Origin of the sequence: Dokdonia sp. MED134 (assembly GCF_000152925.2) — a bacterium.
Lineage (GTDB): Bacteria > Bacteroidota > Bacteroidia > Flavobacteriales > Flavobacteriaceae > Dokdonia.
The window spans coordinates 2238744-2260317 of record NZ_CP009301.1 but is presented as its reverse complement, the minus strand read 5'-3'; the positions used below and the strand labels follow the sequence as shown (position 1 = coordinate 2260317).

Here is a 21574-nt window from a genome sequence, read left to right as displayed (position 1 = left end):
GAAATTGACACATCATTTTATTACTAATATTATTTAAAACCGGATCTATTATGAGCAAGGTAAATTACTATACAGCAGAAGGATTACAAAAACTTAAAGATGAACTTAATCACCTACGTGATGTAGAGCGCCCTAAGGCATCACAAGATATTGCAGATGCACGTGACAAGGGAGATCTGAGTGAAAATGCCGAATATGATGCTGCCAAAGAAGCACAAGGAATGCTAGAAATGCGCATCTCAAAACTAGAAGAGCTTGCCGCAAACGCTCGCATCATAGATGAGTCTCAACTAGACACCTCAAAAGTGCTGGTACACTCTACCGTAAAAATTAAAAACCAGACTAACGGCGCGACAATGACCTACAAACTAGTAGCTCAAAATGAAGCCGACATCAAGAAAGGACTTATCTCTGTAGACTCACCTATAGGTAAAGGACTTCTAGGCAAAGAAGTAGGTGACGTTGCCGAAATACAAGTGCCTAGCGGGATAATGAAATTTGACGTAGTATCAATCACTAGAGACTAGAACGATGTCAAGCATTTTTACAAAAATCATAAACCGAGAAATCCCAGGCCAAATTGTTGCAGAGGATGATAAGCATATCGCAATACTAGATATAAATCCTAATGCAAAAGGTCACACCCTTTGTATCCCTAAAAAAGAGGTAAACAAGATTTTTGACCTAGAGGAACAAGAGTATCTTGACCTGATGCGTTTTTCTCGCAAGGTAGCAATCGCTCTAGAGAAGGCAGTGCCTTGTAAACGTGTAGGCGTATCTGTCATAGGTCTTGAAGTACCACACGTGCACGTACACCTCATCCCGCTACAAGATATGGATGACATAAGATTTGAAAAGAAAGTATCTCTTACAGATGATGAATTTAAGGAGCTTATAAGTGATATAAAGAAAGCTTTATAGAATACTACTAGTAATATGTTATTACTCCATAAATAATAACACATAAAGTAACTAAAAGTCCAAGTCCTATGATATAGGTTTGGGCTTTTAATTTTTTATACGTTTCCTTTTTGGCAAGCTTATTATGGTACTCATAAAGGCGCTCAATATCTTCGGTCCAGCTTACGGGGTAGATAGGAAAATTGCAATGTTTACAAACCAACTCTTCTCTCACGACATCTGTTGCCTTTTTTGACCAGAAAGTATCTTTCCACTCCTGTTTAAAGCTTAACTCTAAGCCACTATTACTATAACATTCTGGGCAGTTGCACTGCAAGGCAGCCGTATGTATGGTTTTATAAATTGTTTTCATAAATGTGATACGCTTGCACGTTACAAATTGGATGTTTTCATCACACCAGAGAGTGCCAGGTGCTGTAGTAAGATAATTGTTTTGGCATCTTTAATAACACCTTTTTTTACGTCTTGTAACGCTTTCGCGAAAGCGTACTCAACCACCTCAATATCTTCGTTTTCACTATCTAGACCACCACCATCTGTTACTTTTTGAGCATCGTCATAAGGTGCAATAAATAGAAAAATGCGCTCTGTTACCGCTCCAGGAGAGGTAAAAATATCTCCCACACTAGTAAGTACTGGTAGAACATAACCGGTCTCCTCCTCTATCTCACGTATAATGGCTTGCTCTGGCGCCTCGTCTTCTATAATACCGGCAGGCACTTCTGTTAAAAAACCATTGTCTCCCGCAAGATATGCAGGTAGCCTAAACTGTTTTATGAGAATGACCGTTTGCTTTTTTACATTATAAAGCAAGGCACAGGCTCCGTGGCCTCTGTCATATACCTCGCGCTTTACATCGCTCCAAGATTGGTCTTGGTTTTGATAACTGTAGGTTACTTTTTTTAGCGTTGCCCACTGATCACTTATGATCTCTTCTACTACGTTTTTTATTCGATTACTCATTATGCGAGACGTAAAGCTATTTGCATTGTTGTTCCTTTATTAACCTCAGAGTCGAGTACTTTAATGCGGCCATCGTGATACTCTTCTATGATACGTCTTGCGAGTGATAGCCCTAGCCCCCAACCTCTTTTTTTGGTAGTAAAACCTGGTTCAAAGATTTTATTAAACTTAGACTTAGCAATGCCTTTACCCGTATCTGTAATTTGAACAATCGCAAAGCGTTTATCACGAGTGATAGTAATGGTTAACGCACCTTTACCCTTCATCGCATCTATGGCATTTTTTATAAGATTTTCAAATGTCCAGCCATATAGTTCTTTATTGAGCATTACTGGTAGTTGCCCCTGCGGGATGTCTAGCGTAAAGGTGATGAGTTTTGAGCTGCGCTTGCTTAAGTAATCATAAGCCTCTTGTGTCTCTGCAATGAGGTCTACTTTTTTAAGATCTGGCACAGAGCCTATTTTACTAAAACGATTTGTAATAGTCTCAAGCCTATTAATATCTTTAGTCATCTCTGCAATATAGTCTGGATCTACATTTTCTGTTTTGAGAATTTCTGTCCATCCTACCAGTGATGAGAGTGGTGTCCCTATCTGGTGTGCTGTTTCTTTTGCCATCCCAGCCCATAATAAGTTTTGAGAACCCGCTTTTGAGGTGAGATAGTAAAAGTAAATTAAGGCTATAAAGAGAATAACTATCACGATAAGCGCAATAGGAAAGTACTTGATCTGATTTATAATAGCCGAGTTGCCATAATATAGTGTTTGCTCCTCTACGCCATCAAAGGTGATAGCAATAGGCTCATTTACCAGTGCATACTCTTCGGCTAGCTGTCTTAAATCTTCTTGCGAGAGCTTATCTGCATCTGGAATATTTTGAGGCACAAAAGTATCTGCCTCCAGTTGATACAGTAATAATGGGATCGTTCTATTATCACTTATGATAAGGCTTTGCAAAGAGGTAAGCTCGTTAGATAATATGCGGGTATCTCTATTACGACTTTCTAGGTTAACCTCACTTGTATTTGCAAGGGCTCTCATTGCGGCAGCATAAATCTCTACCTTAGACTGCTCTGCATCTTTAAGTTGGTCAAAAAATAGCGACACATTCCACAAGATGAGTGTGGTAATGATAAGTGATGAGATGATGATAAACCATCTCGCAATATGCGGCTGTGCGCTAAAATTCATACAATGCTATTTGGGTTAAAGATACAGACAATTCAAAAACCAACTATGTTATAAAACACGCTCAATATCTATTAAAAAAATGACCGCATCTTTATGATATGCTAGTAGTTAATTTCTACCATTTTCATTGGGATATAAAGCTGGTAATGGGTCACTCTGCCAGTACTCCTTAGTATGCACATCCATTACGGTAAGCGGTCCTTTAAAAGCGGCTCCTGTGTCTAGATTCCAAACGTTAGCTTTATTTACAGGCGTTGTTTTATTAATACGATTAGTAGGTGTGTGCCCTATAAATATCTCCGTAAAAAGCTTTAAGCGCTTAGGGTATAAAGCATCACTCTCGGCTATATCATCTCGCATAGCACATACCATTTCCCATAAAGTTCTATCCCAAAAGAAAACTGTGGTGTGCCACTCGTGCTCAGGCCCGTTAAGGTTTTGAAATCCTGCGTGACAAAACATTCTATTATGCTCATCTATATGATAGTCTTTAAACGTTTTGTAAAAATCCAGATGCGTCTTGATCTCTTCTTTAGACCTACGACTGTAAGAGTCTATAGTGCTTTGTCCCCCGTGCTGTAGCCACTTAGGCGACATCTCCTTACCTTCTAGCCACTGCTGCACGAGGTCATCGTGATTGCCTCGTATAAAGGTTGTTTTATTTGATTTTTGAAGCTCCATAAGCTTATCTATAACCTCTGCACTCTCGCTCCATCCATCTACATAATCACCTAAAAAAATGAGATGATCTTCTGCTCTAACCTTTGCCCTCTCCATAGCTTGCTCTAAGGCACGTAAACCACCGTGTATATCTCCAAAAATTAATGTTCTCATAAATCGTAACTATCCTTCTTTTATATTTTATTCATACCTCACCTTTCTCAAAATACGCATTGTCTCGCGATATCTACCGTAGGCACCACCTCTTATCTTTTTCATAAACGGTTTGAGCTCTACTAGTTTTTGCATTGCACTATCAAAACCGTTGAGATAACAAATTAGATATGTGTTTGATAGATTATATAAATCCTTCCACTCACCTTGATTGAGCGCTATACCACGTTTAAGCTTATAAAAAATAACATTGTTATTATTAAAAATATGATACAACGTCTTTCTATCTACCTGAGGTGGCTCAAACACCAAATTGGTATGAATGGTGTAGGTTCCGCTTTCGCGAAAGCGTATCTCAACCTCTTCTAGTGGGTAATATTTAAACTGCTCTTGTACTCCGAGATGCACATACTCTAAAATCTTAAAACAATCTTCATCATAGGTAATTGAAACCTCGTCCAGCGAAGAGTAAAATAATTTCACCTGCTCATTAATAAGCTCTATATCTACTCTTGAGTAATAGGTCTCACCCTTAACCACTTTTTTTACTCCTGCCCAGCACAGTACAAACTGCTCTTTAAAGACTTTATAAGTGCTGTCCCTATCTTTATGACGATGATTTACAAAATCCATCACACCGTCTAGTGTGAGTTTTATGCTGTTTTTTGCGTGTCTCTCTATTGCAGCAACAATGTCACTATTTACATCTACTATATCAGACTTAAAGACCTTAGGCATAGAGATACTGCCATCTCTAAAAAAGACTGTACCTCCCCAGTATTTCCAAATATTGCGACGTAAAGCTGTAAGTTTATCTTGTGCTCTAATGGTTACAAGGCCCACCACCTTATCTGCCGGGAGATTAGGGAATGGTATGTTCTCATAAGAGATAATAGGTGGGTTATCTAGATATGCGTTTATGAGGTTTTGCAACTTACTATCATCAAAGAACGGCACGCCCATAATATCATTTTCGCCGTCATCTACGCCTATGACGATGTACGAATTATTTTTTGGGTTGCTATTGGACAGCGCACAGATATGTTTTAAAAATTTTGCTTTGCCCTCTTTATTGCTAATGTCAATCTTACGCTTCTTGTCATAAAAACTGTTCTCGTCATTGTGAGCGAGAAGATTTTTTACAAGAAGTCGTTTATTAATCATCGTGCTCTGTGCATTGTTATATTCTAGTCATTTCTATTAACTACCGTAGAGCTTGCTTGTGCTGTGGAGAGCACGACGAGATCTGCAATGTTTACGTGATAAGGTCTGGTGACTGTAAAGTGTATAATGTCTGCAATGTCTTCTGGTTGTAGGCAGTCAAAACCTTGATACACCTTATCTGCTCGCTCATCATCATTTTTAAAGCGAACTTTACTAAAGTCAGTTTCGACCATCCCGGGGTTTATGGCTCCCACACGTATGTTATGCTTATTAAGATCTAGACGCATCCCTTGGTTTATAGCATCTACAGCGTGCTTACTTGCACAGTATACATTGCCATTAGGATACACTTCTTTGCCAGCTGTAGAGCCTATATTTATGATATGACCTTTCTTACGCGCTGTCATCTGTGGGATAATTGCTTTACTCACATACAGCAATCCTTTTACATTAATGTCGAGCATTGCATCCCAATCATCTATAGAGCCATTTTGTATAGGGTCCAGACCGTGGGCATTACCTGCATTGTTAATTAAGATATCTATGGTATTAAAATCTTCTGGTAGACTTTGTATCGCAGTGGTAACATCTTCATTGTTACGCACATCAAATGTAAGTGTGTGTACAGGCACGTGCTTACCAAGCTCATTTTGTAGTTGTTTTAATACTTCCTCACGACGACCGCAAAGAATGAGACGTACCCCTTCTTGTGCAAATCGAGTGGCTGTTGCTTTACCTATACCACTGGTGGCTCCGGTTATAAGTGCTGTTTTCATAATATTTTCTTTATGCTACTTCTTCTCCTACGCTAGCTTCTAAGATGGTAAACCAATCTTTAAGGCTTAATGCTATTTTTTCTGCCAGTACAGCATTTGTAATACGGCTCGCAGTTGTGGTCCCTATAACTGGGTGTATACCCGCTGGGTGCTTGAGCAACCAGGCTAGTAATAATTGATCTTGTGTGGCATTGTACTTTTCGCATAACGGCTCTAGCGCTTTTTTAATGCGATCGCTCTGCGGTGTCTCTTCTCTAAAAACAGATCCCAGCGGACTCCAACTCATAGGTGTGATCCCATTAGTCATCATATAATCTAGACTCCCATCATCTAGGGCGCTACGCTCTGTTATGGAGATTTCGAGCTGGTTTGCACTCACTGCTACACGTGATGCCACAAGTGCTGTTTGTGAAGCCGTAAAGTTAGAAAGTCCAAAGTTTTTAATCTTCCCCTGTTCTTTTAACTGGCTCACTGCTGCCGCTACCTCATCTGGAGCAAGCAGGGGACTTGGTCTATGTAATAAGAATAAATCAAGGTACTCCGTTTGTAGCTCTTTGAGAGACCTTTCGGCGCTGGCTATGATGTAATCTTTGTCGTACTGGTAATGTTTTATGGTGTTTTCTGGCCTGTTGTCACCCATCATCTGGATACCGCACTTGCTTATAATTTGTACGGTTTCTCTAGGGATGTTCGCTTTCGCGAAAGCGCTACCCCACTCACCCTCTGTCGTATAATCGCCGTAAATATCTGCGTGGTCAAAGGTGGTAATGCCTTGCTCAAGGCAGTGATGTATGGTCTCAACCATTTGGCGTTCATTAAATTGCTTGCCCCAAACGCCCCAGGTCATACAGCCTTGAATTATTCTTGAAAATTGCATCCGTAGTTTTTAAATTTGATTTTATTAAAAATAGTTGTTCTAAAACTACAGAAATGTGTGCGAAGCCCTTTATTTTCAATATTTTTTAACCAAATGTTAACAAGATTTTCAGGAATAAAATAAGACTTTGCGACGTTAGAAGTTTCTGCTTACTAGAATAAAGAATTATGGAAGAAAATACTACATCGATTGACATACAGGCAATCAATGAAAAAATTGAGCGTGAGAGTGCCTTTGTAGAGGTTCTTACAATGGAGATGAATAAAGTAATTGTGGGTCAAAAGCATATGATTGAGCGATTGCTCATAGGTCTTTTGGGTCGTGGTCACATTCTTCTAGAAGGAGTGCCTGGTCTTGCAAAAACGCTAGCCATAAACACCTTGTCACAAGCGGTACACGGCTCTTTCTCTCGTATACAATTTACGCCAGACTTACTACCTGCAGATGTTGTGGGAACGCTTATTTATAATATGAAGCTTGCAGACTTTAGCATCAAGAAGGGACCTATTTTTGCAAACTTCGTTCTTGCAGATGAGATCAACCGTGCTCCGGCAAAAGTGCAATCTGCCCTACTAGAGGCAATGCAAGAAAAGCAAGTTACCATAGGTGATGAAACTTTTAAACTAGATAAGCCATTTTTAGTAATGGCTACACAAAACCCTGTAGAGCAAGAAGGAACGTACCCACTACCAGAAGCACAGGTAGACCGTTTTATGCTCAAAACAGTTATAGATTACCCAAAACTGGAAGATGAGCAACTCATCATACGCCAGAACTTAAAGGGTTCTTATGAAAAAGTAAATCCTGTAGTATCTGTAGAGCAAATTATAAGAGCGCAAGAGGCGGTAAAAGAAGTGTATATGGATGAAAAAATTGAGAAGTACATTCTTGATATCATCTTTGCAACGCGTTACCCAGAAAATTATGGCCTGGCAGATTTAAAACCTCTCATAAACTTTGGAGCATCGCCTCGTGGTAGTATTAACCTTGCCACAGCTGCAAAATGTTATGCATTTATCAAGCGGCGTGGTTATGTTATACCAGAAGATGTACGTGCCGTGGTACACGATATACTGCGCCACCGTATAGGTATTACCTATGAAGCAGAAGCAGAAAATATTACCTCTGTAGATATCATAAACAAGATTGTAAACCAGATAGAAGTACCATAGACAGTCTCATAAAACAGTGAGAACAGTTACTATGCGATAAATTATAGTCCCAAAAAGAATTGGATACAAAAGAACTTCTTAAAAAAGTACGCAAGATCGAGATCAAGACACGTAGACTGTCTGATCACATTTTTGGTGGAGAATATCACTCTACCTTTAAGGGTCGTGGTATGACTTTTTCTGAGGTGCGCCAGTACCAGTTTGGTGATGATGTGCGTAATATAGACTGGAACGTGACAGCACGTTACAGTGAGCCGTACATTAAAGTTTTTGAAGAAGAGCGAGAGCTCACAATGATGCTCGTGGCAGATGTGTCTGGGTCTGAGTTTTTTGGCACAGACAAGCAGTTTAAAAATGAAATTGTTACTGAAATTGCGGCAACACTCGCCTTTAGTGCAATGCAGAATAATGATAAAATAGGTCTCATCCTTTTTACAGATGAGATAGAGCTATTTATACCTCCTAAAAAAGGAAAGTCTCACGTACTACGCATCATACGCGAGTTACTAGAGTTTAAACCTAGTTCAAAAAAGACAGACCTTGCACAAGCCATAAAGTACCTTAGTAATGTGATGAAAAAGAAAGCCATTGTTTTTGTGCTTTCAGACTTTATTACAGACGGCTATGAGCAAACAATGAAAATTGCTGCAAATAAGCACGATATTACAGGTATACGTATTTATGACCAGCGAGAAGAAAAAATACCTAGCCTAGGTATTGTACAAATGGAAGATGAAGAAACTGGCGAACTAGCACTTATCAACACAAGTTCAAAAAAGATAAGAACAAACTATGAGGTATACTATAAAGAGCGTGTTGCTTACTTTAAAGAAACCTTTAAGCGCAGTGGTGCCGGTGTTATAGATGTACGTACAGATGAAAGCTATGTAAAAAAGCTACTCGGATATTTTAAAAGACGTGGCTAGTAGCGATAAAAACCCCAAAGAGAAATACCTAATGAATACCTCAAGACAACATAACTTTAATACAGCTGGCATATCTAAGTCTGCCTTGTTTGTGTTTTTCTTGATCTGCTTTCTTTTTGCCACATCGTCTCAAGCTCAAGATGATGTACGTGCCACCATAGATTCTACAAGCATTCTTATAGGGCAACAAATTAATTACAAGATTGAAGTTCTTGCAAATGATGGTGAGGCGGTAGTTTTTCCAGAGGGGCAAACTTTTAATCCTCTTGAGGTTATAGAAAGTTATAAAATTGACACCGCAAGCTCAACATCTGCAAGAGTAAAGCTTGTAAAGAGATATGGTTTAACACAGTTTGATAGTGGTCGCTATGTAATTCCAAAGCAAAAAATAATCATAGGGACTAAAACTGTAGAGACAGATACTTTTCTAGTAGAAGTAAATAATGTTGTACTAGACACTGTAAACCAAGGTCTTTATGATATTAAACCTATTATAGAGTTACCTAGAGACTATAGCAAGTGGTGGAAGTACCTGTTATGGATCATCCCAGTACTTATTGCCATTGCCTTATTTTTATGGTTCTTACTGCGTCGTCATAAAAAACAAAAAGAGGCAGAAAAATATGTGCCTCCTTTTGAGCAAGCTATTGCAACACTCAACGCACTAGATCAAGAAGATTATATCGCTCAAGCAAAATATAAGGAATACTACACCGTACTTACAGATGCCATACGTCGCTACTATGATGAGAAGGTATATGATCGTGCTATGGAGAGCACAACAGATGAGCTCATTGCCCGTCTTGAGATGGAGCGCGACAGTGGTCACATTGACTTCAGCGGGGAGACTATTGTAAAGCTTAAAGATATTTTTAAACGTGCAGACCTTATAAAATTTGCACGTGTAAATCCGCCAGAGGGTAAGGCGCAAGCAGACCGTCTTAGTGTAGAAGAAATAGTAAAAGAAACTAAAGAAGCACTCCCACCTCCTACTGTAGAAGAACTTATGAAGCAGGAGGATTATAGAGAAGCGCTTTCGCGAAAGCGTAAAAGAAAACTATGGCTTACCGCAATAGGTGGTGTTCTGGCCATCTTACTTGTAGCAACCACCGTAGGTATAGTTGTTAAGGGGTATAGTGAGGTTAAAGATTTTGTCTTCGGGAATATGACCCGTGAGCTTGCCGAAGGTACTTGGATTACCAGTGAGTATGGAGCGCCATCTATGATTGTGAGTACACCAAAGGTTCTTACAAGACAAGAAATAGCATTACCACCTGAGGCGCAAGGGCAAATGGAGGCAACCTCATTTGCGTGGTCTACTGTACCAGCAAATGTTTCTATACTCGTATTTCAATTTAAATTTCCAGAAAACGCCGAAGTGAAAGTAGAGCAGCTCATTGCAAATCAACTTGCGATGTTTGAGCAAAACGGCTTCTCTGCAGATGTTGTGAAGAATGAAAAGTTCAAAACCCCTAATGGTGCTGAAGGTCTTAAAACCTTTGGAAAAGGAACTCAAATTATAGACGAAGAAAAGGAAATGATGGACTCTGGTGAGTATGCATTTTTAACTTTTCAGTCAGAAAGTGTGATTCAGCAATTATTTATAAGCTGGCACGATGAAGATCCTTATGGTAAACAAATCGCAGAGCGCGTGATGCAAAGTGTAGAACTGCAAGCAAAAGAAGAAGAGAAGTAATGCTAAGCAATTTTGAATTTTCAAATCCTGAGTTTTTCTGGTTGTTTCTTGCACTGCCAGTGGCAATCGCTTGGTACTTATGGAAACGCAAGAAGCAAACTCCTGCGGTAAAAATATCTAGCATTAAAGGTTTTAAAACGAGCACTAGCATTTTACCTAAACTCAGACCGCTTCTATTTATTTTGAGACTAGCAGCTCTTAGTCTTATTATAGTGGCACTCGCTAGACCGCGTAATGTAGAGGTATCTACTAAGACTAAAACCACAAAAGGTATAGATATCGTAATCGCGATAGACGTATCTGCCAGTATGCTGGCAAAAGATTTACGTCCTAATAGACTGGAAGCACTTAAAAAAGTAGCCTCAAGTTTTATAAATGGGCGTCCTAACGATCGTATAGGGCTGGTAGAGTATGCGGGAGAGAGTTTTACAAAAACACCTATCACGAGTGATAAGAGTATTGTACTAAGTGCGCTTAAAGGCATACAGTACAACAGCATTATAGAAGGAGGAACCGCTATAGGTATGGGGCTAGCAACGGGTGTAAACCGCATTAAAGACAGCAAAGCATTAAGCAAGGTTATCATATTAATGACAGATGGTGAGAATAATGCGGGACAGATAGACCCACGTATCGCAGCAGAGCTCGCACAAGAGTTTGGCATTAAAGTATACACCATCGGGATGGGTACAAACGGCACGGCACTATCACCTTATGCTCGTAACCCTAACGGTACCTTTGTGTATGAAAACATACAAGTTACTATAGATGAAGAGCTACTAGAAGAAATCGCCGAAACCACAGGGGGTCAATATTTTAGAGCGACTAACAACAAGAAACTTCAAGAAATCTATGACGAGATAGATAAACTTGAACGTACCGATGTAGAAGAGTTTAAGTATACAAATTATGAGGAAAAGTACAGGCCTCTAGTTTTACTAGCAGGATTGTTACTTATGATTGAGTTATTATTAAAGTATACTGTTTTTAAGAGTTTTATATAAATAATATATGCTTTTGTAAAAGGCACCTATGTATCTATTAGAAGAAAAAATATGGTTTTGGTTACTGCTCGCTATACCAGCGGTGATACTCTTATATATGGGGGTATTAATCTGGCAGCGCAGTGCTCAAAAGAAATTTGCAAGCGCAAATCTTCTTAAAAAATTAAGTCCAGACAGGTCTTATTTTAAACCAGGTCTTAAGGTCCTTATGATCTGTATTGCCATTGCATTTTTAGTAGTAGGACTCGTTAACCCAAAAATGGGAACTAAACTTGAGACCGTAAAGCGCGAGGGAGTAGATGTGGTGTTTGCCATAGACGTTTCAAAATCTATGCTAGCAGAAGATATAGCGCCTAATAGAATTGAAAAATCAAAACAACTAGTTACTCAAATCATCAATAGTCTGGGTAGCGATCGTATAGGGATTATAGCCTATGCAGGAAGTGCATACCCACAACTACCTATCACGACAGATTATAGCAGTGCTAAGCTATTTTTAAGCCAGATGAATACAGATATGCTCTCTAGCCAGGGTACGGCCATAGGAGAAGCTATAGAACTCGCAAAAACCTATTATAATGATGAGGAGCAAACTAATCGTGTGCTTTTTATCATATCAGATGGTGAGGATCACGTGGGAGAAGCATCGAGCCTAGCAGAACAAGCAAATAAAGAAGGTATACGCATTTTTACCATAGGCGTAGGTAAAACCGAAGGTGGCCCCATACCTCTCAAGCGCAATGGCATTGTACAATCTTATAAGAAAGATCAAAACGGAGAGACCGTAATCACACGCCTAGACGAGGCTACTCTCAAGGCTATTGCAGAGCAGGCTAATGGTGAGTATATAGACGGTAACAGCACTGCCACGGTGGTTGAAACGGTACAGAATTTGCTCAATGGTATGGACAAAAAAGAATTTGAAGCCAAGCAGTTTGCAGATTTTAAAGATCAGTTTCAATGGTTTTTAGGCGCAGGATTACTGTTTTTATTTTTAGATATATTTCTACTAGACCGTAAGACTAATTGGCTCAAAAAGTTAAACCTTTTTAATGATAACTAAGCAATGAAAAAGTTACTTACACTGGCGCTCGCCACACTAGCTTTTACTGCCATAGCTCAAGAAAAAGCAAAAGAAGGAAAGACACTTGAAAATCCGCTGGCGGGTGAGGCTAGAGAGTATATTCTAGAAGGCACGGAAGCAATGATAAACCAAGAAGGTGGCGTTGTAGATTTTGACGCTTTCGCGAAAGCGGAATCAAATCTAAGAGCAGCCATCTCACTCACACCAGAGAGTGTACCTGCAAAATATAATGCAGGAAACAACTATTACAAAAACAAAAAGTGGGAAGAAAGTACAAGTGCACTAGCCAAGGCAGCCGCTGTTGCCCAAACTAAAAGAGAAAAGCACAAAGCATATCACAACCTAGGTAATGCACTCTTTCAACAAGAGCAATGGGATGGAGCTGTAGAAGCCTATAAAAATGCCCTACGCGCAGATCCTACAGACGAAGAAACACGCTATAATTTACAACTTGCCAAAAAAGAAAAGGAAAACAATGGCGGTGGTGGTAGCGATAATGACGACCAAGAAAACCAAGACGAAAACCAAGATAAAGAGGAAAATAAAAAAGACGACAAAGGGGAAGGAGATAAAAAAGAGGGAGAAGACGGCGACAAGGAAGAAACAGACGATAAGGGCGAAGAAAAAGAAGACGAGGGAGAGCAGAAAGAAGATGATAAAGGAGACCCAAAAGACAAAGACAAAAAGCAAGATGGTGGCGAGGGTGAAGAAGATAAAAAACAACCACCACCGCAACCTAAGAAAGGGCAACTATCTCCTCAACAAGTACAGAGTTTACTAAAGGCGATGCAGGACCAAGAGAAAAAAACCCAAGAAAAGATAAATGCACAGAAGGTAAAAGGTGCAAAAGTAAAAACGGAGAAAGACTGGTAATGAAGATGAAATCAAACATAGTTTACCTGTTTCTACTCATAGGGACAGTTTTATTTGCGCAAGACGTTCAGTTCAATGCAAAGTTGAGCAAGAATAGACTAGGTGTAAATGAGCGTTTACGTGTAGATTTTATAATGAACCAAGATGGAGATAATTTTAGAGCTCCTAGTTTTGAAGGTTTTAGCGTGGTAGGTGGCCCTAGCCAGACTACAAGCAGGCAGTGGGTAAATGGTAAGAGTAGTTTTTCAAAAACATATTCTTATGTATTATCACCCACTAAGCGTGGCAACCTTGAGATAGGCCAGGCCGAAATAACAGTAGGGGGTCAAGTCTATAAATCACCACCAGTACCAGTTACGGTTACTGCCGCTGTAGAGGTCCCAAAAGACCCAAATGACCCTACGTATCTGGCAAAAGAAAAAGTACATCTCGTGGCAGAGGTTTCAAAAAATAGCCCTTATCTCAATGAAGCATTTACTATTGTTTACAAGCTTTATGTCTCAAAAGAGACAAGTGTAAATAACTGGCGTGAGCTTGACTCACCAAAGTTTGCAGACTTCTGGAGTCAAAGCGCAGACGAGAAGCAGTTTAAAATTTATGAAGGCAAGTATAAAGGAGAAGACTATCGCTATGTTATCTTAAGACGTACTGTGCTCTACCCTCAAAAAACAGGAAAGTTAGAAATAGAACCTTTAAGTTTAAGTGTTGCCGTAAGTGTCCCTACTAATCGCCGTGACATCTTTGGACGTATACTTAGTAAAAGTGCAAATATTACAGTAAGCGCTCCTATAAGAACGGTAGATGTAAAACCATTACCAGATGCTGGCAAACCAGATTACTTTTCTGGTGCTGTAGGTGAATTTGACTTTAAAGTCACCTCAACTAAGGATACACTAGATGCAGGAGAGGCTTTTCAGCTAAAGTTACAAGTACAAGGAAGAGGAAATCTCAAACTTTTTGAATTACCTAAACCTAACTTGCCAAGTACACTAGAAGTATATGAGCCAGAAAATAGCGATAAAATACGTACTAATCTTGCCGGTATGAGCGGCCTTAAGGAAGATACATATACAGTTGTACCACAGTTTAAGGGCAGTTACCCCATACCACCACTTTCATTTACGTACTTTAACCCTAAGACCAAGTCTTACGAACGTATCACCTCACAAGAGCGTGTAATTACAGTAGAAAATGGACCTACAGACACTGCAAGTGCAATATCTGACACTAATGATACAAAGCAGCAGCAAGTCGTTGCTTCAAATAATCAATTTCAGTACATAAAGACAACTGCAAACCTTAAACCAGTAACGCAAGAAAAGTTCTTTAAGAGCACACTATTTTGGATGCTTAGTCTACTTCCATTTCTATTGATTCCTATAGCCATACTTGTACGCAAAAAGCAGGAGTCCTATGCAAATGATGTCACGGGTAATAGAATACGCAAGGCAGATAAGCTTGCTAGAAAATTTCTCGCTACAGCAAAGAAAAACCTAGGTAGTCAAAAAGAGTTTTACATCGCAATGGAGCGTGCACTACACAACTACCTTAAAGCAAAACTTAACATCACAACCAGTGAGATGTCTAAAGATCGCATCACAAGATTACTTAAAGAACGTAATGTAGACCAAAACACCACAATAGAGTTTATAAGTCTTCTAGAAAGTTGCGAGTTTGCTAGATATACACCAGCCAGTAGTGTGGCAATGCAGCAAGATTATGATAAAGCCGTGAGAGTTATAAGTGCCATAGATAAACAATTATAAGATGAGAGACCTGATTACATACATCGCGGTAACTGTACTTATGCTTGCAGTTACACCTGTTATAGCTCAAACTCCAGAGCAATATTTTGAAACTGCAAATGCACACTATGCAGAGGGCAGGTATCAAGAAGCTATAGATGATTATAAAAAGATATTAGACAGCAATCAAGAAAGCGCTGCCGTTTACTATAACCTTGCAAATGCACACTTTAAACTAAATAATGTAGCGCCTAGCATTTACTATTATGAGAAAGCAAAGCAACTTGCTCCAGCAGATAGTGACATAAAAAACAATGCTTCATTTGCAGATAAGATGAAGATAGATGCCATAACACCATTGCCAGAAAACACGCTTCAAAAATGGTTTAACAGCATTCTCAATATTATGAATACAGACGGCTGGGCATATGCTACAGTTGCATTTGTATTCTTATTTGTAATACTATTTATAAGCTACTACTTTTCTGTAGCCTCTGGTAAGAAACGTTTATTTTTTGTGAGTTCTGTGACCAGTTTACTTCTTGCCATCTTATCACTTGTGTTTGCTTATAATGCTTTCGCGAAAATTTCTAAAGACAACCCAGCTATTGTATTTGCTGCAACGTCTGAAGTAAAGAGCGAGCCAAACTTAAAAAGTACACTAGCTTTTATACTACACGAAGGAACTAAAGTGATGATTCTTGAAACAGTAGATAACTGGAACAAAATAAAACTAGCAGATGGTAAAACTGGCTGGATTCCTACGACAGATGTAAGAGCGTTGTAGTTATTTGTTCTACTTTTGCTATTCTAGGTATTATAAGTAACTTATAGTAAGTCTACTTTAATTCTATTTATTTTTTTTAAACAAAGCACGTTATCACAATTATTGCTAGTTTTATTACTAATTAAAAAAACAACCGTTGTTTAAGGCAATTTCTTTATATGCACTCGCTTTTATGATGTCCTTCTCTATAATAGGGCCTTCATTTATAGCACTCTTTGAATCAGACAGCTCTATTGAGATTGTTCAAGATATCGAAGAGGAACAAAGTGAGTCTAAAAAAGAGCTAGAAGAATATGAGAAGTTCCTTACAGACGATCTCAGTTTTTCTATTATACGTACAGATGATCCTGTACTAGCTTTTTATTGCTACCTAGACAGTTCTTACGGCCACATTAAAGATGTGAGCTCTCCCCCACCAGATTACGTATAAAGATTACTTCATCTTTTGAGTACTTTGTGTAAATATCACCCATTACTCTTTTCGCGAAAGCGTTATTACATTTTAAAATCATCGCCTTATCCAACTATGGAGGGGTATTATCTTATTAATTATGTTTAAATATTTAAAAAACGACTTACCCGCTAGTGTCGTTGTATTTTTTGTTGCTTTACCATTATGTCTTGGTATTGCACTTGCCAGTGGCGCACCACTATTTTCTGGTCTTATAGCCGGTATTATAGGAGGTATTGTAGTAGGAGCCTTAAGTGGCTCTCAAATAGGTGTAAGTGGTCCTGCAGCAGGACTCGCTGCCATTGTACTTACCGCTATTGGCGCTCTAGGAGGTTATGAAAACTTCTTGGTAGCCGTAGTATTAGGAGGTGTAATACAGCTTATTTTTGGATTTTTAAAAGCAGGTATTATTGGCTATTACTTTCCGTCTTCTGTGATTAAGGGAATGCTTACGGGTATAGGTATCATTATTATTTTTAAGCAAATTCCTCACTTTTTTGGGTATGATGCAGATCCTGAGGGAGACTTTGCTTTCTCGCAAATGGATGGAGAAAACACCCTGTCTGAACTAGGAAACATTGCAGGCTCTATAAGTATAGGAGCTACACTTATAGGAGTTGTTGCACTCGCTATTCTTATTTTATGGAGCAACGTGCTTTCTAAAAAAGGAAAGTTTTTCCAGTTAGTACAAGGACCTCTTGTTGCCGTAGCCGTTGGTATTATCTATTATGTAAGCACAATAGGAACAGATTATGCTATTAGTGCAGAGCACTTAGTGAGTGTACCTGTACCAGATAGTGTAGACAGCTTTATAGGGCAATTTGCTTTTCCGAACTTTGGTGCAATTACAAACCCAGCTATATGGGTAACAGCATTTACTATAGCACTTGTTGCGAGTCTTGAGACACTTCTATGTGTAGAAGCAACAGATAAACTAGATCCAGAAAAAAGAGTAACACCTACTAATAGAGAGTTACTTGCTCAAGGTACAGGTAACATTTTATCTGGTATGATAGGAGGACTACCAGTGACACAAGTAATCGTAAGATCATCTGCAAACATACAGTCTGGTGGTAAGACAAAGATGTCTGCCATCATACACGGTTTCTTATTATTAATCTCTGTAATTTTAATACCAACCCTACTTAACAAAATACCACTTTCTGTACTTGCGGCTATATTACTTATTGTAGGGTATAAACTTGCAAAACCAGCTACTTTTAAAGCAATGTGGAATGCAGGATGGAAACAATTTGTACCATTTATTGTAACCGTAGTAGGTATCTTCTTTATCGATCTTTTATGGGGTATAGGACTTGGTCTTGCCGTAGGTATCGTAGTAGTACTTTACAAGAGTTACAAGAACTCGCACTTCTTAAACAAAGAAGATATAAGTAACGGTTCTCAAAAGATGAAAATGACCCTTGCCGAGGAGGTTACTTTCTTTAACAAAGGAGCTATCTTAAAGGAACTTGACAACCTTCCAGAAAACTCTTACCTTGAGCTAGATGTACGTAAAACGAGATTCTTAGATAACGATATTATAGAGATACTAGAAGATTTTGCTCTTAAAGCAAAGAGCCGAAACATCAATATCAAGCTTATCTCAGAACGTGGTATCGTAGAGAACCCACCTAGTTATATTGAGTTTTTTAAACTAAGACCTAAAACAGCCTAACAAAATATTAATGATCACATTTTTGTGATATACAACACACTATTATGAAAACATTTAATAAAGCTATACAAGACGCTACTACACCTCAAGGTGCATTAGATATTTTAAAAGAAGGAAATAAAAGATTTGTTGCTGCAAAGGCAGCAGATAGAAACCTACTAGATCAAGTAAAAGATACTACTAGTGGACAATGGCCACACTCTGTAGTACTAAGTTGTATCGACTCTCGCGTACCTGCAGAGCTTGTTTTTGATCAAGGTATAGGTGATATCTTTAGCGCACGTGTAGCGGGCAACATCGTAAACGAAGATGTACTAGGTAGCATTGAGTACGGATGTAAAGTTGCTGGGTCAAAACTCGTAGTCGTATTAGGTCATACTATGTGTGGTGCAGTAAAAGGCGCTTGTGACGATGTACAACTAGGTAACATCACCGCATTATTATCAAAAATACGTCCAGCTGTACACGCAGTAGAGGAGCCTAAGGATGCTGCAGACCGCACTAGTGCAAATAAGACATTTGTAAACGATGTGGTTACAAAAAATGTACACTTAACGATAGAAAAGATGCGCGCAGATAGTCCACTTCTTACCGAAATGGAAAATGACGGTGACATCAAGATAGTAGGAGGCGTTTATGACATCTCAAATGGTGAAGTAACATTTGTATAGTAAAACCGCTTTCGCGAAAGCGTAACTCACAACAGTTTACGCTTCATACAAACTAAAATGTTAAATTAGTAGGGTGGTTCCGTTAAGAAGCCACCCTATTTTTATGCAAAGAATTAACTTTCTATTTTGACACCAACCTAACCATTATGAAAAACTTCTTTAAACACCTTAAAGGCGATGCCTTTGGAGGAATTACAGCAGGTATTGTAGCCTTACCACTAGCACTTGCCTTTGGTGTGTCTTCTGGACTTGGACCCAGTGCCGGATTATATGGTGCTATTTTTATAGCATTTTTTGCTGCACTTTTTGGAGGAACTCCTACTCAAATCTCGGGACCAACAGCTCCTATGACCGCAGTGAGTATGGTAGTTATCGCAGGTATTATTGCAACTTTTGATGGCGATGTAGATAAGGCGCTACCGGCCATACTCACCGTATTTTTACTTGCAGGTCTCTTCCAGATTGTACTGGGAGTAATGGGCATAGGTAAATACATAAAATACATCCCCTACCCTGTTGTATCTGGATTTATGACCGCTATAGGTGTGATGATTCTTATCACGCAACTTCTACCTGCTGTGGGGTATTATCCTAATCAAGATGAAAGTTATGTAGATAGTTTTAAACCACAGGCGCAAGAAATTGTGCTCGATAAGATTTTACAAGACGAAGCAGGTGAAGGTCTTCTGGTTTTAGAAAACTTTGAAGAAACCATACGCAGAGCAAAACTTACAGACGATACCGACATTTACAAGGAGGCCGTAACTCTTGCAAAAGCATCTTCTTCTGGGGTGGTAGGAACATTTAAGGTAATGGGACGCGCCTTGCAAAACATAAACTGGATAGAGCTTGCCCTTGCGCTTGCCACGATTTTTATTATTTACGGCTTTAAACGCATAACAACCGTTGTACCTAGTACGCTTGTCGCTCTGCTCGTAGTATCTGGAGTAGCATATGTTGCTCCTTTTGAATACCGAGCAATTCAAGAAATCCCAAGCGGGTTTCCCGTACCTAAGCTTTCTATCATTACAGATTTTAAGTTCAGCATCATATCACCATATATACTCACGGCACTGTCGCTTTCGTTTCTTGGAGCAATAGATTCGCTGCTTACATCTGTTGTGGCAGATAATATGACAAAAACCAGACATAAGCCTAACAAAGAACTTATAGGCCAAGGTATAGGAAACACTATTGCTTCCTTCTTTGGCGGAATTCCTGGAGCAGGAGCAACCATAAGGACGGTAGTAAATATTAACTCTGGTGGTAAAACCAAATTATCAGGAATGATTGCTGGTGTATTACTCCTTTTTATACTCCTAGCCCTAGGCCCTATCGCTTCACAAATACCGGCTGCAGTACTTGCAGGTATACTCATTACCGTAGGTATAGGAGTGATGGATTACAAAGGTCTTAAAGCTATCCCTAACCTTCCTAAGGATTTAAAGATGGGACCTATTAAACTAAGTTCTGAGGTAATTATAATGCTTGTGGTGCTTGTGCTATCTGTAGTTTGGGACCTAGTGGCTGCAGTAGGAATTGGCCTTGTGTTATCGTGTCTTATGTTTATGAAGAAGATGGGTGATTTCACCGCTAGACAGTCTAAAGTTTTTGACCTACGCGCCGCCGAAAAGAATAAAGTATTATGGAGTGACGAACTTATTTTTCCAGATCATCTCAAGGAGGAGGTATTTATAAAGCACCTTCGTGGGCCGCTATTCTTTGGGTATACGAGTGAATTTTCGGCACTTACTAAGCAAATTCCTGCAACGGCATCAGATGTTATCTTGCGTATGGGGCGTGTACCTTATGTAGATCAGTCTGGTGTATATGCGATAGAAGACACGATTCTCCAACTTAACCAAGGCGGAATTAATGTGCATATTGTAGGCCTTAGAAAACAGCCTAAGTATATGCTAGAACGTATTAAAATCATCCCTGAGTTAATACCAGAAACAGAGGTTTATGACACTTTTGAAGAGTGCATCAATTCTCTTAACACGCAGGTAAAAGACAGATATTAAATAGATGATGTGGGGTGTAATTACGCTTTCGCGAAAGCGTAACTATCAACATTGCTAAATACTAGAAGAGTCGTCTGTTTCAGTCGGCTCTTTTTCTTTATCTGGGTTATAGATATCCTCGTCTTTGGCAGTTTTTATAATTGCCGGAAGTAATGCAGGAGCAAGTGGCTGTACGATAGGATATAAAATAGACTCTTCTTTATTATCATCACCTATGAGACTTATCTGCCGGTCTGCTGCATCTATAAACATAAGAACCACACTTAGTAAAAAGGCAAATTTTATAACCGCAAATGCAGCGCCTAGTAGCTTATTTACAATACCTAGCATTGCAAAATTTGCAACTTTAGTCAGCAGTTTTCCTGCGAGCGAAACAACCAAAACAATAATTACAAATGTTATTGCAAATGAGGTAAGCTTTATAATTTGCTCTCCCCACGCCGTTTTCTCAACAAGCCAGTCTGCCACATAATATGAGAAATGTATGGCTCCGTAAATACCCGCAATAAGGCCTACCAGTGAGGCAAGTTCTACAAAAAAGCCTTTACGTATACCTTGTACTAAACCTAGAATCAAAATGATCCCAAAAACGATGTCTATTGTGTTCATATGGCTAAGATAAGTTTTTTACAGATTAATGAATTTTGATATTGTGCAAGTAGCTCACCTACGCATTGTATCTTTGTTATCTTACACTTGATGGATATCTTAACTTGTAAGACCCATCTATATTTTCTT

General features: G+C 39.1%; 22 protein-coding genes. 14 read left to right on the top strand and 8 right to left on the bottom strand.

Features of this window, described 5'->3' with window-relative positions:
- Window positions 1–50 precede the first annotated feature (50 nt).
- The gene (greA, locus tag MED134_RS10005) at window positions 51–527 is read left to right on the top strand and encodes a transcription elongation factor GreA (RefSeq protein ID WP_038598494.1); all 477 of its coding nucleotides are present in this window, start codon (window positions 51–53) and stop codon (window positions 525–527) included.
- Between the two features lie 4 nt (window positions 528–531).
- The gene (locus MED134_RS10000; RefSeq protein ID WP_038598492.1) at window positions 532–921 is read left to right on the top strand and encodes an HIT family protein; all 390 of its coding nucleotides are present in this window, start codon (window positions 532–534) and stop codon (window positions 919–921) included.
- A 7-nt stretch (window positions 922–928) separates the two neighbouring features.
- Here MED134_RS10000 and MED134_RS09995 read toward each other — a convergent pair whose 3' ends face one another.
- The 7 genes from MED134_RS09995 to MED134_RS09965 form a co-directional block, all read right to left on the bottom strand.
- Window positions 929–1273 carry a hypothetical protein gene (locus tag MED134_RS09995; protein ID WP_038598490.1) on the bottom strand — a complete coding sequence of 115 codons (345 nt, stop codon included), beginning with the start codon at window positions 1271–1273 and terminating at the stop codon, window positions 929–931.
- A 20-nt stretch (window positions 1274–1293) separates the two neighbouring features.
- Window positions 1294–1884, bottom strand: a complete 591-nt coding sequence (locus MED134_RS09990; protein WP_038598488.1) for an NUDIX domain-containing protein — start codon at window positions 1882–1884, stop codon at window positions 1294–1296.
- Complete coding sequence (locus MED134_RS09985) at window positions 1884–3074, bottom strand: sensor histidine kinase (RefSeq protein WP_038598486.1); 1191 nt, start codon at window positions 3072–3074, stop codon at window positions 1884–1886. Before MED134_RS09985 ends, MED134_RS09990 begins: the two co-directional genes overlap by 1 nt.
- A 108-nt stretch (window positions 3075–3182) precedes the next feature.
- Entirely contained in the window at window positions 3183–3908 is a 726-nt protein-coding gene (locus MED134_RS09980; protein ID WP_038598483.1) for a metallophosphoesterase, read from the bottom strand.
- Between the two features lie 27 nt (window positions 3909–3935).
- Window positions 3936–5072 (bottom strand): ATP-binding protein, encoded by a 1137-nt coding sequence (locus tag MED134_RS09975; protein ID WP_038598480.1) that lies wholly within the window; start codon window positions 5070–5072, stop codon window positions 3936–3938.
- 23 nt (window positions 5073–5095) lie between these two features.
- Window positions 5096–5848 (bottom strand): SDR family NAD(P)-dependent oxidoreductase, encoded by a 753-nt coding sequence (locus tag MED134_RS09970; protein WP_038598477.1) that lies wholly within the window; start codon window positions 5846–5848, stop codon window positions 5096–5098.
- Window positions 5849–5858: 10 nt separating this feature from the next.
- Entirely contained in the window at window positions 5859–6725 is an 867-nt protein-coding gene (locus MED134_RS09965) for an aldo/keto reductase family oxidoreductase (RefSeq protein WP_038598474.1), read from the bottom strand.
- A gap of 167 nt (window positions 6726–6892) precedes the next feature.
- Between MED134_RS09965 and MED134_RS09960 the strand changes: the two genes are divergently transcribed.
- The 12 genes from MED134_RS09960 to MED134_RS09905 all read left to right on the top strand — a co-directional run bounded on the left by MED134_RS09960 (window position 6893) and on the right by MED134_RS09905 (window position 20836).
- Window positions 6893–7897, top strand: coding sequence for an AAA family ATPase (locus MED134_RS09960; protein ID WP_038598472.1), 1005 nt, complete (start codon window positions 6893–6895; stop codon window positions 7895–7897).
- A gap of 59 nt (window positions 7898–7956) precedes the next feature.
- Window positions 7957–8823: a DUF58 domain-containing protein gene (locus MED134_RS09955; protein WP_038598469.1), complete on the top strand. Its 867-nt coding sequence runs from the start codon at window positions 7957–7959 to the stop codon at window positions 8821–8823.
- A 31-nt stretch (window positions 8824–8854) separates the two neighbouring features.
- Window positions 8855–10519 carry a hypothetical protein gene (locus MED134_RS09950; RefSeq protein WP_038598466.1) on the top strand — a complete coding sequence of 555 codons (1665 nt, stop codon included), beginning with the start codon at window positions 8855–8857 and terminating at the stop codon, window positions 10517–10519.
- A complete protein-coding gene (locus MED134_RS09945) occupies window positions 10519–11523 on the top strand; it encodes a vWA domain-containing protein (RefSeq protein WP_038598463.1) in 1005 nt (334 codons plus the stop codon). The genes MED134_RS09950 and MED134_RS09945 overlap by 1 nt, the downstream gene beginning before the upstream one ends.
- A gap of 28 nt (window positions 11524–11551) precedes the next feature.
- Window positions 11552–12586 carry a vWA domain-containing protein gene (locus MED134_RS09940; RefSeq protein WP_038598460.1) on the top strand — a complete coding sequence of 345 codons (1035 nt, stop codon included), beginning with the start codon at window positions 11552–11554 and terminating at the stop codon, window positions 12584–12586.
- A gap of 3 nt (window positions 12587–12589) precedes the next feature.
- Complete coding sequence (locus MED134_RS09935; protein WP_038598457.1) at window positions 12590–13480, top strand: tetratricopeptide repeat protein; 891 nt, start codon at window positions 12590–12592, stop codon at window positions 13478–13480.
- Window positions 13480–15246 carry a BatD family protein gene (locus MED134_RS09930; protein WP_038598454.1) on the top strand — a complete coding sequence of 589 codons (1767 nt, stop codon included), beginning with the start codon at window positions 13480–13482 and terminating at the stop codon, window positions 15244–15246. The genes MED134_RS09935 and MED134_RS09930 overlap by 1 nt, the downstream gene beginning before the upstream one ends.
- Before the next feature lies 1 nt (window position 15247).
- Window positions 15248–16012, top strand: coding sequence for a tetratricopeptide repeat protein (locus MED134_RS09925; RefSeq protein ID WP_038598451.1), 765 nt, complete (start codon window positions 15248–15250; stop codon window positions 16010–16012).
- A gap of 136 nt (window positions 16013–16148) precedes the next feature.
- On the top strand, window positions 16149–16442 hold the full coding sequence (locus MED134_RS09920) for a hypothetical protein (protein WP_038598449.1): 294 nt from the start codon (window positions 16149–16151) through the stop codon (window positions 16440–16442).
- Between the two features lie 121 nt (window positions 16443–16563).
- A complete protein-coding gene (locus MED134_RS09915; RefSeq protein WP_038598446.1) occupies window positions 16564–18141 on the top strand; it encodes a SulP family inorganic anion transporter in 1578 nt (525 codons plus the stop codon).
- 44 nt (window positions 18142–18185) lie between these two features.
- Window positions 18186–18812, top strand: a complete 627-nt coding sequence (locus MED134_RS09910; RefSeq protein ID WP_038598445.1) for a carbonic anhydrase family protein — start codon at window positions 18186–18188, stop codon at window positions 18810–18812.
- 146 nt (window positions 18813–18958) lie between these two features.
- Window positions 18959–20836, top strand: a complete 1878-nt coding sequence (locus MED134_RS09905; protein ID WP_035335305.1) for a SulP family inorganic anion transporter — start codon at window positions 18959–18961, stop codon at window positions 20834–20836.
- A 54-nt stretch (window positions 20837–20890) separates the two neighbouring features.
- Here the strand turns inward: MED134_RS09905 and MED134_RS09900 are convergent, their stop codons facing one another.
- A complete protein-coding gene (locus MED134_RS09900) occupies window positions 20891–21445 on the bottom strand; it encodes a CvpA family protein (RefSeq protein ID WP_035326543.1) in 555 nt (184 codons plus the stop codon).
- Between the last annotated feature and the right edge of the window lie 129 nt (window positions 21446–21574).